This window comes from Pseudomonas sp. SDI (assembly GCF_003105155.1).
GTDB lineage: Bacteria > Pseudomonadota > Gammaproteobacteria > Pseudomonadales > Pseudomonadaceae > Aquipseudomonas.
Window position 1 is genome coordinate 1 of the sequence record NZ_QETK01000012.1, and the last position, 13,382, is coordinate 13,382.

Sequence of the window (13,382 nt, forward strand, 5' to 3'; positions counted from 1 at the left end):
CAGAACCGATGACCGGGCACTACCTGCTGGGTAGTTATCGAGGCTTCAATCCACTGTTGATGCGCTTCAATAGCCCGGACAGTTTCAGCCCGTTTGGCAGCGGCGGACTGAATGCGTACGCCTATTGCGCAGGCGACCCGGTGAATCGGCGCGATCCAAGTGGCCATTCATTCTGGTCGTCGATCCTGAAAGGCCTGGGGTTGGCCGGAAAATCCTCTCTGAGCCGAGCCAACCTGCAAGCCGATATGAGAAAAAGTGCCGCGTTTTTGAACGCATTCACTATGCGCTTGGCCGAGACGCCGGCAACGACGACCCTGCTCAGAAACTACAGGGTATACTCACCTACGATCAGCACATTTGAAAGAGCCATGTTCGGCGGCAAAGTGGAACTCAATATAAGCGGGCATGGGCTACCGGGGTATATCGAAGATGGTAGCAATATGAAAAAAGCAGCTGACTTCGTCGAGGAGTTCACAGCGCAGCCTGGCATTATCAGCCCAGAAACCGCCCGTATAAGACTGCTGCTCTGCCACGGTGCCGACCCGGCACCCGATGGTTCAGCGTCACTTGGCCAACGGCTGCACGATGCAACCGGCATACCGGTGAAAGCTTACCAAGGGGTGTTGAATGCCAGAACCGACTCAGTTCCCAAGCAGAGAATCCCCTTCAACATCGAACCGAACAAACAAGCGCCCAACTATAAACCCATGACCTTCACTTCGTCGTCGAAAACAAATCGGGAAGTGCGAAAGGCCTAAACTGATCTGAACATACCCTGCTCCACCTGACAGTGGTGTATTTCGCCGTGTGCCGTCTGTGCAACGGCCGATGTCGCTGCCCCCTGGAGACATCCAGTAACAAGCCCCCATTGCAATTGTTTCCCTTTTTTTACACCCTCGCCGCCGCTGATCGGTAACGCTCCGCGCCGCGGAACCTCACCGCGTGGGCACCTATCCTTTACTGAAACACCCTCGCCAAGGCCTGACATCATGAACAACGGTCGCGACCATCGCATCGACTTCTTCCGTGGGCTGGCGCTGATTTTCATCTTCTGGGACCACATTCCCGGTAACCCGCTGGCCAACATCACCGTACGCAATTTCGGCTTCAGCGACGCGGCGGAAATCTTCGTGTTCCTCGCCGGCTACGCCGCCGTGCTGGCCTACGGCAAGATCGCCCTGCGCGACGGTTGGCTGGTCGCTTGCGTACGCATCCTGCGCCGGGCCTGGGTGCTGTACATCGTGCATATCTTCCTGCTGGTGCTGCTGATGGGGATTGTCTTCGTCGCCAACAACCATGTCGAAACCCGCGACATGATTCAGGACATGGGCCTCTACTACTTCCTCGGCAACCCACAGCAAGCGCTGGTCGACGAACTGCTGCTGCGCTTCAAACCGAACCTGATGGACCCCCTGCCGCTGTACATCCTGCTGCTGCTCGGCTTGCCGCTGGTGCTGCCGTTACTGCTGCGCAAGGCCGAATATGTAGTTGGGCTGTCGGTGGCACTGTACCTGCTGGCACCGACGTTCCAGTGGAACCTGGCGGCACAGGAAGGCGGCGTGTGGTTCTTCAACCCGCTGGCCTGGCAACTGCTGTTCGTGCTGGGCGGTGCGGTGGCGATAGATGCGCAGCGCGAGAAACCGCAGGAGACCCGGCCGCTAACGCGCCAGCCACTGTTCTGCGTGGCCGCCGGGTATCTGCTGGTGTGTGCGGCGATTGCCCTGTCGTGGCGCTGGCCCACCGTGCACGATGCACTGATGCCAAGGATGCTCGCCGAGTGGCTATACCCGATCAGCAAGACCAACCTGTCGCCGGCACGCCTGCTGCATTTCCTCGCGTTGGCCTACTGCACGGCGAAGCTGTTGCCCCGCGGCGCCTGGGTGCACGGCTGGCTGGCGCAGCAGAGCTGCCGAATGGGCCGCTACTCGCTGGAGGTGTTCTGTTTGGGTGTGCTGCTGGCGCCACTGGCAGACATGGCCAATGCGCTGGGCGGGGATGAGTGGCCGATGCAGGTGCTAACGGCACTGGTGGGGGTGGGCTTGATGGTATTGCTGGCGGTGTGGCTGGACCTGAACAAGCGCTTGAATCGGCCGGTTCAGGTTACCGCGTGAGGGCCTCATCGCGGGACGAGCCCGCTCCCACAGCACGCTGGGAGCGGGCTCGTCCGGCGAAGCGTTTTAGGCGCGCGCCACAGCGCCCGCTTCAGCCTTCGGCGACAGCTTGAACAGGTAATACAGCACGGTCAGCAGCACCAGGAACGCCGGGCCGACATACAGCGCCACGCGGGTTTCTTCGAAGTACGCCATCAGGCCTACCACCAGAATCAGGAACGCCAGCGCCAGGTACGAGCTCAGCGGCCACAGCCACATGCGGTACTTCAACGCTGCGCGCTCGGCATCGTTCAGGCCGGCTCGGAACTTGAGCTGCGCGAGCAGGATCATCACCCAGGTCCAGATCGCACCGAAGGTGGCAATCGCGGTGACCCAGACAAACACTTTCTCCGGTACCAGGTAGTTGGCAAGCACGCCCAGCAGCAGTGCGCCGATCGACAGCAGCAGCGCGTTACGCGGCACGCCATTGTTCGAGGTACGGGCGAAGGTCGCCGGCGCCTGGCCGTTCTGCGCCAGGCTGTAGAGCATGCGCCCGGTGCTGAAGATACCGCCGTTGCACGACGACAGCGCGGCGGTGATGACCACGAAGTTGATGATGCCGGCGGCGGTCTTGATGCCCAGACGCTCGAAGGTCATCACGAACGGGCTGCCCTGGCTGCCGATTTCGTTCCACGGGTAGATCGACAGGATCACGAACAGCGCACCGACGTAGAACAGCAGGATGCGCCAGAACACCGAACCGATGGCCTGTGGAATGGTTTTTTGCGGGTTGCGCGCTTCGCCGGCGGTCAGGCCGATCATTTCCACGCCCAGGTAGGCGAACATCACCATCTGCAGCGACATCAGCACGCCGGTCACGCCGTTGGGCATGAAACCGCCATTGCTCCACAGGTTGGAAATACCCAGGGCCACGCCGTCATTGCCGAAACCGAAGGCAATCACCCCGACCCCGCCCAGCACCATGGCAATGATGGTGACGATCTTGATCAGGGCAAACCAGAACTCGAACTCACCGAAGGCCTTGACTGCAATCAGGTTGATCGCGCCCATGCTGCCCAGCGCCGCCAGGGCCCAGATCCAGCGCGGCACTTCGGGGAACCAGATGCCCATGTAGATGGCCACTGCGGTGATTTCCGCCACACAGGTCACCAGCCACAGGAACCAGTAGTTCCAGCCGGTCAGGAAGCCCGCCAATGGGCCCAGGTAGTCCTGCGCGTAACGGCTGAAGGAGCCGGCGACCGGGTTGTGCACGGCCATCTCGCCGAGCGCCCGCATGATCACCAGGATCGCCAGACCGCCAATGATGTACGACAGCATGATCGCCGGGCCGGCCATTTCGATGGCCTTGGCCGAACCGAGAAACAGACCGACACCGATACAGGCGCCCAGCGCCATCAGGCGAATGTGACGTTCGCCGAGCTCTCGCTTGAGTGGGCCGCCCTGGGCGGTCTCACCATGAGAAGGGTGGTTGCCGACTGGCATAGAAATACAACCTCATTTTGTTATTGGATATAACCCGTCGTGCAGGCAGCGCGCCACCGATAAGCAGTGCGGCACCTCGCCGGACCCAGCCTTGTGGGCGGGGCCCGCCTGCCAAGCGGCGAAGCACCGGCAGAGCGAAAGGGGCGAGCAGTATAGAAAGGCCACTACAGGTCTTTTCACTATAAAAACCACGATATTTGGCGAGAAGTCTCGGCAATAACCGCTATTACGGAGTGGCATTCCCCGAGTCGCGTCGGACCGAGGGAAACCGGGCGGCTAACATAGCACCAAAACGGGGCATTACCAGTCCCACCAAAGACGCATTTCCAGTCAATGACTTACACCTCAAGCGCTGAAATCCCACAATTTTTTCACCTTCGCCGGCCAGCGTCTAAGCTTCAGGCAAGCAAGACGAACATTCGTAGCCGGGCTGAACACTATGGGCGCACAGTTGCATCAGGAACCAACCAGGACTCAAGCACCCTCTGCAGAAACGGATGACTCGCCATTGCCCAAACGCCCGCGCCTACGCCGGGGCTGGTGGTTGTTCTGGCTGATCGTACTGGTCCTGCTGATTGTCGGCGCCGTGATCGGCATGGGCGCTTACCGTGAAATGCAGAGCTCGGAACTGCAATCGCGCGAATTCAGCAAGTTCGCCGCGACGCTCAGCTATTCCATGCACCCCGGCCCCACCGATTCGATCCAGTACCCGGGCGACGGCCCGTTCGACAAGCGCCTGGGCTACAGCGCCATGGACGAGTTCTTGCAGCGCCTGCTCAAGCGCGACTACGTGATCGTCGAGCAGACGCGCTTCTCGCCCGCCCTGATGAACTATGTCAAGCACGGCTTCTTCGTGCCCTATACGGAAAAGATCCAGGCGGGCCTGGCGATCACCGACTGCAAGGCCGAGGTGCTGTACCAGTACCACTACCCACAATACCTTTACCCGGATTTCGGCTCGATCCCGCCGGTGATCGTGCACAGCCTGCTGTTCATCGAGAACCGCGACCTGCTCGACCCCAACGACCCGCGCGGCAACCCCGCAGTGGATTGGCCACGCTTCGCCATGGCCGCCTACAGCCAGGTGGCCAAGTACCTCGCCCTGCCCGGCCAGTCGGCCGGCGGCAGTACCCTGGCGACCCAGTTGGAAAAGTACCGGCACTCGCCGGACGGCCTGACCGTGTCGGGCAGCGAGAAGATCCGCCAGATGATTTCGGCCAGCGTGCGCGCCTACCAGGGGGGGCCGCAAACCCTGGAAGCGCGCCAGCGTATCGTCCGCGACTACCTCAACAGTGTGCCGCTGTCGGCCGTGCCAGGGCATGGCGAGGTGCATGGCATGGCCGAAGGCTTGCGCGTGTGGTACGGCGCCGACTTCAACCAGGTCAACCAGACGCTCGCCTCCACCGCCAGCGACCCGGCCAGCCTGGCGGCACGCGGTCTGGCCTTGCGCCAGGTATTGTCGCTGATGATCGCCCAGCGCCGGCCTTCGCATTTCCTCGCCAAAGGCCGCGCCGAACTGGCCGAACTGACCGACAGCCATGTGCGTCTGCTGGCGGCGAACAACATCATCGACCGCCCGCTGGCCGACGCCGCGCTGGCGAGCACGGTGACCTTCCGCGACTGGGTGGCGCAACCGACCATCGTCCCGATTGTTACCAACAAGGGCATCAGCGTGGCCCGCAGCCGCCTGTCGTCGATGCTCAACCGACCGCTGTACGACCTCGACCGGCTCGACCTGTCGGCCACCAGTACCTTGCAGTCGGAGTTGCAGACCCAGGTCAGCCAATACCTGAAGAACCTCGCCGACCCGGCATTTGCCGCACAGATGGGGCTGATGGGCGAACGTCTGCTGACGCCGACCAGTACCACCCAGGTGCGCTACAGTTTCACCCTGCTGGAGCGCACCGCCGACGGCTCGCGGGTGCGGGTGCAGACCGACAGCACCGACCAGCCGTTCGACATCAACGAAGGCAGCAAGCTGGAACTGGGCTCCACAGCCAAGCTGCGGGTGCTGACCAGCTACCTGCAGATCATCGCCGAACTGCATGAGCGCTATGCCGGCAAGCCGCTGGCAGAGCTGAAGAACGTCGAGGTTGCCGACACCGACTTCATCACCCGCTGGGCGCTCGACTACCTGATGCAGCACAAGGACCAGAACGTCACTGACATGCTCGACGCGGCACTGGAGCGCAAATACTCCGCCAGCCCCGGCGAAGCCTTCTTCACGGGCGGCGGCCTGCATGTGTTCAACAACTTCCGCAAGGAGGACAACGGCCGGATTCCGACCCTCAAGGATGCCCTGCGCGATTCGATCAACCTGCCATTCATCCGGCTGATGCGCGATCTGGTGCGGTACAGCACCTATCAAGCGCCAGGCAATAGCGGGCCGTTGCTCAAGGACGACGCCGAACCGCGCCGGCAGGAATACCTGGCGCGGTTCGCCGACCGCGAAGGCACCGATTTCATGCGCCGGTTCTGGAAGAAGTACCAGCGCAAAACCTCGCAGGAGCGTCTCGATACCTTCCTCGACAGCCTGCGCATCACGCCGATCCGCCTGGCGGCGGTGCACCGCTACCTGTTCCCCGAAGCCAGTCAGGCCACCTTCAATTCGTTCGTCCGCGCGCACCTGAAAAAAGATCTGCAGGTCAACGGCAAGCGCCCGACCAACAAGCAGGAAGCGGTCACCGACGCGCGCCTGGAAGACTGGTACCTGGCCTATGGACCGGGCAAATACGACCTCCCCGACCAAGGCTATATCGCCCGCGTGCACCCGCTGGACCTATGGCTGCTCGGCTACCTGCTGCAACACCCCAGCGCCAGCTTCCAGGACGCCGTGCTCGCCAGCCATTTCGAACGTCAGGAAGTCTACAGCTGGCTGTTCAAGAGTCGGCACAAGGGCGCGCGCGACAGCCGGATCCGGACCATGGTCGAGATCGAGGCGTTCCTCGATATCCATCAGCGCTGGAAACAGGTCGGTTATCCGTTCGATCACCTGGTGCCATCGCTGGCCACCGCCATCGGCAGTTCGGGCGACCGCCCGGCGGCGCTGGCCGAACTGGTCGGGATCATCCAGAACGACGGCGTGCGCCTGCCGGTGCTGCGCATCGACACCCTGCACTTTGCCGCCAACACGCCCTATGAAGTGCGCCTGGCCGGTGACCCGGATCGTGGCGAACGGGTGCTGTCGGTGGAAGTGGCGCGGGCACTGCGCGGGGCCATGTCGCAGGTGGTCGATGCCGGTACCGCACGGCGCGTGTCCGGCAGCTTCAAGACGGCCGACGGCACGCCGCTGGTGATGGGCGGCAAAACCGGCACCGGCGACAACCGTATCGAGAGCTTCGGTGCCGGCGGCCGGCTGATCGGCTCGCGCTCGCTGAACCGCACGGCCACGTTCGTGTTCTACCTGGGCGACAACCACTTCGGCACGCTCACCGCCTTTGTGCCGGGGCGCGCCGCCGAGGCCTTCAAGTTCACTTCGGCATTGCCGGTGCAGGTGCTCAAGGGCATGGCACCGATCCTCATGCCGTACCTGGAACCGGGTCAGAACACCCTCTGCGCGCCGCCGGTTAGCGCGCCCAGCCACGCTACGATGGCTGCCCTGCACTGAAGAAACGGCTGCGGATTTCGTCTCCTGCACGGTATCAATGCGCACCACGCGTCTGATACCGACTTGCTTTGCGATATATCTTACGTAATATCTTGAGATATATCTTACGCAAACGGGAGACAGTTCATGCGTGACCACCACCACCCTCATCGCGAGGCGAACGAGCGGCACGACGGTTTCGACCGGCCGCATGGCCGCGAACGCGGCGACCGCGGTCCCCGCGTATTCGCCCCCGGCGACCTGAAACTGCTGCTGTTATCGATGCTCGCCGAGCAACCCGGCCACGGCTACGACCTGATCCGCCAGATCGAAGCGCTGTTCAACGGCGGCTACACGCCGAGCCCCGGGGTGATCTACCCGACCCTGAACTTCCTCGAAGAAAGCGAGCTGATCAGCGGCGAAACCCAGGGCAGCAAACGCCTCTACAGCATCACCGCCGCCGGCCGCTCGTCGCTGGCCGAGCAGTCGATTGCGCTCGATGGTGTGCGCATGCGCATCGAAGTCAGCAAGCGCTCGCTGCGCGTCAACGACCGTCCGCAGGAAATCCACGAAGCCGTGCACAACCTGCGTCATGCCCTGCAGATGCATGCCGGGCGCTGGAACCCGGAAGAAATCGAGCGGGTGCGCACCCTGCTCAACGACACCGCCAACGCCATCGTTGCCGGCCCGGCAGCGCCTACCCAGGAGAAACCCGAATGACGGTTAGCGAACCCACCATTCACCGCGTCAACCACGAAATCAAACGCCGCACGCTGCAGGTGCTGCGAGTCACCGAGCTGACCCCACGGATGCGCCGCATCACCCTCGGCGGGCCGGAGCTGGCCGGCTTCGTCAGCGTCGGCACAGACGATCACGTCAAACTGATGTTCGCCTGCTCGCCCGAAGAGCAGGCCGCCCTGGACGACCCGGCAGCCAACGACGGCGTGCGCCCGACCCTGCGCGAATACACCCCACGGCGCATCGACCTGGCTGCTGGCGAGCTGGACCTGGATTTTGTCCTGCACGGCGACGGCCCTGCGTCGACCTGGGCAGCCCAAGCCGCACCCGGCCAGTGCCTGGTGGTCGCCGGCCCACGGGCCTCGATGGTGGTGCCGGACATCTTCGACAGCTACCTGCTGATCGGCGATGAAACGGCGATCCCGGCCATCGCCCGGCGCCTGGAAGAACTGCCGGCGAACCGCCGTGTGCTCGCCGTCATTGAAATCGAGAATGCCGACGAGCAGCACGCGCTGCACAGCCAGGCGCAAGTCGAGGTGATCTGGGTTCAGCGCCGGCCGGACGCGCTGCTCACTGTACTGCGCGACCTGGCGCTGCCCGAGGGCCGGCTGTACAGCTGGATCGCCCTGGAAAAAAGCCTGACGCGCAAGGCCAAGGCATTGCTGCTGGAAAGCAAAGGGGTACAGGAAGATGCCTTGAAGGCCGTCGCCTACTGGCGCCTGGACCTCAGCGACGACGCGTAAACCGGTGGCATCAGGGCTGTGCCCTGGCATTGGCCAGGCGCCTGCCCTGCCAGCGGTCGAGGGCGATCAGCAGCGCGCCGATCAGGATGAACACGGCGAGAATCGCCAGCGCATTGAGCAACACGCGGGCAACCCCCAGGCTTGCGACATCGACAAACGGGTACGGGTAAAAACCGATGCCATGCCCACGCAGCAGCGTGTAAACGAAATACACCAGCGGATACAGCAGCCAGTGCAGCAAGTGCCTGGCCCGCAAGGTGCCCTTCTCGACACAGCACCACCAATAGCCAACGAACAGCAACGGCATGATGTCGTGCAGCAGTTCGTCGGCCAGCCATTGCCAACCTTGCGGCGACCATAGATGGCGCAGCAGCAGGCTGTAGGTCAGGCCGACGAGAATAATGCTGGTGGCAATCGCGCTACTGATCGAGGGGCTGAGAAAGAACCGTCGCGCCGCCGATTCGCGGCCGCACACCGCGTAGGTCAGCACACTGGCGACCAAGGTGTTGCTGAGGACGGTGAAGTAACTGAAATAGTTCACCAGGCCGCCAAGCAGGCTGGCCTGATCCTGCCAGCGGGCAATCAGCACCAGGTACAGCTGGATGCTCAGGGCTGCCCAGCCCAGGCCGGCGCCGAGCGCGATCCACAGGCGTGGCGGCATAGGCTCAGCGCCCGCGCTGCAGGTTCACGTACAGGCGTTCGACCTTCTCCCGCGCCCACGGGGTTTTGCGCAGGAAGGTCAGGCTCGACTTGATGCTCGGGTCGCTCTTGAAGCAGCGGATGTCGATGCGCTGCGCCAGGCCTTCCCATTGGTAGTGCGCCACCAGCGCGGTGAGGATCTGTTCCAGCGTCACGCCGTGCAGCGGGTTGGTATTAGCGGCAGTCATGCCTTAGCTCCAGCCAATCAAAGGTGCGCACCTTAGCCCAGGCGCGTCGGCGCGTCTGCATTTCGCGGTTTTTTAGCCGCTTTGCTCGCAGTCTAGTCGCGGCGAAGGCTCTAGTCAGCGCTCGGGGATTTAATGTTTATTGTTAATGTTATACTGTAACAATAAACACCGACTGCCAAGGACCCGATAATGCGTCACCTCCCGCTTCACCTCTCCCCCCTCGCTGCCGCGCTGCTACTGGCCTCGCCACTGAGCCAGGCCCTGGAACTGCAACCCCAGCTCATCACCGCCAACCCGCTGGGCGCCGCGCAATCGGCCACGCCCAGCAGCGTGCTCGAAGGCGACGCGCTGACCCTCGAACAAAAAGGCAGCCTCGGCGAAACCCTGAACAACCAGCCCGGCGTGGCCTCGACCTACTTCGGCCCGGGCGCCAGCCGCCCGGTGATTCGGGGCCTGGATGGCGACCGCATTCGCCTCCTGCGCAATGGCGTCGGCGCGCTGGATGCTTCGTCGCTGTCGTATGACCACGCCGTACCGCTGGACCCGGTCAACATCGAACGCATCGAGATCGTCCGCGGTCCGGCCGCGTTGCTGTACGGCGGCAACGCCATCGGCGGCGTGGTCAACAGCTTCGACAACCGCATCCCCGATGCGCCCATCGACGGCATCCACGGTGCCGGCGAACTGCGTTACGGCGGTGCCGACACCACACGCAGCAGCGCCGGCAAGCTGGAAGCCGGCGATGGCCGCTTCGCCCTGCACCTGGATGCCAACAGTCGCCAGTTCAACGACCTGCGCATCCCCGGCTACGCCCGCAGTTCGAAGGTGCGCGACGCCGACAACCGCGGCGACAAGCACCGTCTGGACAACAGCGATGGCCGCCAGGATGGCGGTGCAATCGGCGGTTCCTACAACTGGGATCACGGTTACGCAGGCTTGTCCTACAGCCGCTACGACTCCAACTACGGCTCGGTCGCCGAGCCCGGCGTGCGCCTGGACATGCAACAGGACCACTACGCTTTCGCCTCGGAATTGCGCGACCTCGACGGCCCGTTCAGCGCGGTGAAGTTCGATGCTGGCTACACCGACTACCAGCACCGCGAGCTGGAAAGCGGCGAGGTCCACACCACCTTCAAGAACAAGGGCTACGAGGCCCGCGTCGAAGCCCGGCACCCGCCACTGGGGCCGCTGGAAGGGGTGGTCGGCGCGCAAGTCAGCCGCAACGAGTTCTCCGCGCTGGGCGAAGAAGCCTTTGTTCCGCACACCAACACCGACAGCCTGGCGCTGTTCCTGCTGGAACAGTGGCAAGCCAGCGAACGCCTCAGCCTGAGCGTCGGCGCGCGCCTGGAACACACCCGCGTCGACCCGGACAGCAAGGGCAGCGAGCGCTTCGCCGACACCGACAGCACCAGCAGCTTCAACGCCGCCAGCCTCTCGACCGGCACCGTGTATCAACTGACCCCGGTCTGGGCACTGGCCGCCAACCTTGGCTACACCGAGCGCGCGCCGACCTTCTACGAGCTGTACGCCAATGGTGCCCACGTCGCCACCGGCACCTATGAAGTGGGCGATGCGAACCTGTCCAAGGAAAAAGCCCTCTCCAGCGACCTGGCGCTGCGCTTCGACAACGGCACCCACAAGGGCAGCGCTGGCGTGTTCTACAGCCACTTCCGCAACTACATCGGCCTGCTGAGCAGCGGCAACCTGCGCGAGGGCCACCACCACGATCACGGCGACGAGCATGACCACGATCATGATCACGACCACGGCGATGTGCCGGAATACCTCTACCACGGCGTGCGCGCACGCTTCTATGGGATCGAAGCCGAGGACCGCTGGCAGCTGCTGCAAAGCCAGTACGGCAACCTTGCCCTGGAGCTCTCCGGCGACTACACCCGGGCGAAGAACCTCGACACCGGCGAAGACCTGCCGCGCATCGCCCCGCTGCGCCTGAACAGCGGCCTGGTGTGGGACCTGGAACGCTGGCAGGCGCGCCTCGACGTGCAGCACGCCAGCGCCCAGCACCGCAAACCGGCCAACGAAACCAGCACCGACGGCTACACCACCCTCGGCGCCAGCGTCGGCTACCGCTTCGAGGTCGGCACGAGCGACTGGCTGGCTTTCGTGCGCGGTGAAAACCTCACCGATCAGACCGTACGCTATGCCAGTTCGATCCTGCGTGACATCGCCCCGGCACCGGGCCGCAGTGTCGAAGTAGGCCTGCGCACCACGTTCTGAAGCACCGCCGTTGCCGGATTGTTACGCATCCGGCAACGGTGCCTCTTGCCGATTTGTCTTTTTTTCTTACAAGTTCGTCTATATCCTCCCCGCCGCACGCTGAACCGCTTCAGTAGCACCCCTTATCGCCCTGATCTCGACGATGTCTGCACGTCGGGATATTTGCCGTTTTTCCTAAAATCAGAAGATAGCGCTATCCCATGCCTCATATTCATCGTTCCCGCCCCGCCACTGCGACCCTCTTGTCAGCGCTGACTGCCAGCACCCTGGCCTGCTCGGTCAATGCCGCAGCACTGTTCGACGGTGACTCGCCCTGGATGCTCGGCGACTGGGGAGGCACCCGCACGGAGCTTGCCGAGCGCGGCTACGATTTCACCCTGGGTTACGTCGGCGAGCTGGGCGCCAACCTGCGCGGTGGCTACGACCACAGCAACACGGCGCGTTACAGCGACCAGTTCACCCTGGGCAGTCACCTGGACCTGGAAAAGATCCTCGGCTGGCACGACAGCGAATTCCAGTTGAGCGTGACCGAGCGTCACGGCAACAACATCAGCAATGACCGCATCAACGACCCGCGCGTCGGCGGCTTCACCTCCGCCCAGGAAGTCTGGGGCCGTGGCCAGACCTGGCGCCTGACCCAGCTGTGGTTCAAGCAGAAGTACTTCGACGGTGCGCTGGACGTGAAATTCGGCCGTTTCGGCCAGGGCGAAGACTTCAACAGCTTCCCCTGCGACTTCCAGAACCTGGCGTTCTGCGGCTCGCAGGTCGGCAACTGGGCCGGCAGCGTCTGGTACAACTGGCCGGTCAGCCAATGGGCACTGCGGGTCAAATACAACCTTTCGCCTGAACTCTATGCGCAGATCGGGGCCTATGAGCAGAACCCCTCTAACCTCGACCGCGAGAACGGCTTCAAGCTCAGCGGCAGCGGCAGCGAAGGTGCGCTGTTCCCGCTGGAACTGGTCTGGAGCCCGGCCGTTGGCGGCCTGAAAGGGGAATATCGCGCCGGTTACTACTACAGTAATGCCAAGGCACAAGATGTTTACAAGGACGGCAACGACCAACCGGCAGCGTTGAGCGGCCAGGCCTATCGCAGCAGTTCGAGCAAACACGGGTTCTGGTTGGGGGCACAGCAGCAGGTGACGTCGTTGGCCAGCGATCATTCGCGTGGCCTGAGCGTTTTCGCCAACGCCACGATGCACGACAAGAAGACCAATGCCATCGACAACTATGTTCAGGCAGGTGTGGTGTACAAGGGGCCGTTCGCTGCCCGCGCCAAGGACGACATCGGTTTCGCCCTCGCCCGCGTGCACGTCAACCCGGCCTACCGCAAGAACGCTGCGGCACACAACCTCGCCGCCAACGTCTTCGACTACAACAACGCCGCCTTCCTGCCCGTCCAGGACACCGAGTACAGCGCCGAGCTGTATTACGGCATCCACCTGGCCGAGTGGCTGACCGTGCGCCCGAACCTGCAGTACATCCGCCATCCGGGCGGGGTCGGTCAGGTCGACGATGCGCTGATCGGCGGGCTGAAGATCCAGAGCAGCTTCTGAACCGGGCTGTGGCCCCTGAACTTTTCAACCTAACGGAGAACACA

The 13,382-nt window shown here is 63.2% G+C and carries 10 protein-coding genes; 7 read left to right on the plus strand and 3 right to left on the minus strand.

What is annotated here, in order from left to right; genetic code table 11:
* Positions 1-758, plus strand: a 758-nt coding sequence (locus DCO48_RS22955) for an RHS repeat-associated core domain-containing protein (protein ID WP_305887845.1), incomplete at its 5' end; no start/stop codon positions are given.
* 231 nt (positions 759-989) lie between these two features.
* A complete protein-coding gene (locus tag DCO48_RS09905) occupies positions 990-2,111 on the plus strand; it encodes an OpgC family protein (protein ID WP_116550424.1) in 1,122 nt (373 codons plus the stop codon).
* A 66-nt stretch (positions 2,112-2,177) separates the two neighbouring features.
* On the opposite strand, the gene DCO48_RS09910 is transcribed toward DCO48_RS09905, so the two are convergent.
* Entirely contained in the window at positions 2,178-3,593 is a 1,416-nt protein-coding gene (locus tag DCO48_RS09910) for an amino acid permease (RefSeq protein ID WP_116550425.1), read from the minus strand.
* Between the two features lie 439 nt (positions 3,594-4,032).
* Between DCO48_RS09910 and DCO48_RS09915 the strand changes: the two genes are divergently transcribed.
* The 3 genes from DCO48_RS09915 to DCO48_RS09925 all read left to right on the plus strand — a co-directional run bounded on the left by DCO48_RS09915 (position 4,033) and on the right by DCO48_RS09925 (position 8,660).
* On the plus strand, positions 4,033-7,200 hold the full coding sequence (locus DCO48_RS09915) for a transglycosylase domain-containing protein (RefSeq protein ID WP_116550426.1): 3,168 nt from the start codon (positions 4,033-4,035) through the stop codon (positions 7,198-7,200).
* Positions 7,201-7,326: 126 nt separating this feature from the next.
* On the plus strand, positions 7,327-7,899 hold the full coding sequence (locus DCO48_RS09920) for a PadR family transcriptional regulator (RefSeq protein ID WP_116550427.1): 573 nt from the start codon (positions 7,327-7,329) through the stop codon (positions 7,897-7,899).
* The gene (locus DCO48_RS09925; RefSeq protein WP_116550428.1) at positions 7,896-8,660 is read left to right on the plus strand and encodes a siderophore-interacting protein; all 765 of its coding nucleotides are present in this window, start codon (positions 7,896-7,898) and stop codon (positions 8,658-8,660) included. The genes DCO48_RS09920 and DCO48_RS09925 overlap by 4 nt, the downstream gene beginning before the upstream one ends.
* A 10-nt stretch (positions 8,661-8,670) precedes the next feature.
* On the opposite strand, the gene DCO48_RS09930 is transcribed toward DCO48_RS09925, so the two are convergent.
* Both DCO48_RS09930 and DCO48_RS09935 read right to left on the minus strand, forming a co-directional pair.
* Complete coding sequence (locus tag DCO48_RS09930) at positions 8,671-9,321, minus strand: Pr6Pr family membrane protein (RefSeq protein WP_116550429.1); 651 nt, start codon at positions 9,319-9,321, stop codon at positions 8,671-8,673.
* A gap of 4 nt (positions 9,322-9,325) precedes the next feature.
* Positions 9,326-9,547 (minus strand): VF530 family DNA-binding protein, encoded by a 222-nt coding sequence (locus tag DCO48_RS09935; RefSeq protein ID WP_116550430.1) that lies wholly within the window; start codon positions 9,545-9,547, stop codon positions 9,326-9,328.
* 189 nt (positions 9,548-9,736) lie between these two features.
* Here DCO48_RS09935 and DCO48_RS09940 point away from each other — a divergent pair, with 189 nt between their 5' ends.
* Entirely contained in the window at positions 9,737-11,785 is a 2,049-nt protein-coding gene (locus DCO48_RS09940; protein WP_116550431.1) for a TonB-dependent receptor, read from the plus strand.
* Between the two features lie 200 nt (positions 11,786-11,985).
* Positions 11,986-13,338 carry a carbohydrate porin gene (locus tag DCO48_RS09945; protein WP_116550432.1) on the plus strand — a complete coding sequence of 451 codons (1,353 nt, stop codon included), beginning with the start codon at positions 11,986-11,988 and terminating at the stop codon, positions 13,336-13,338.
* Positions 13,339-13,382: the final 44 nt, after the last annotated feature.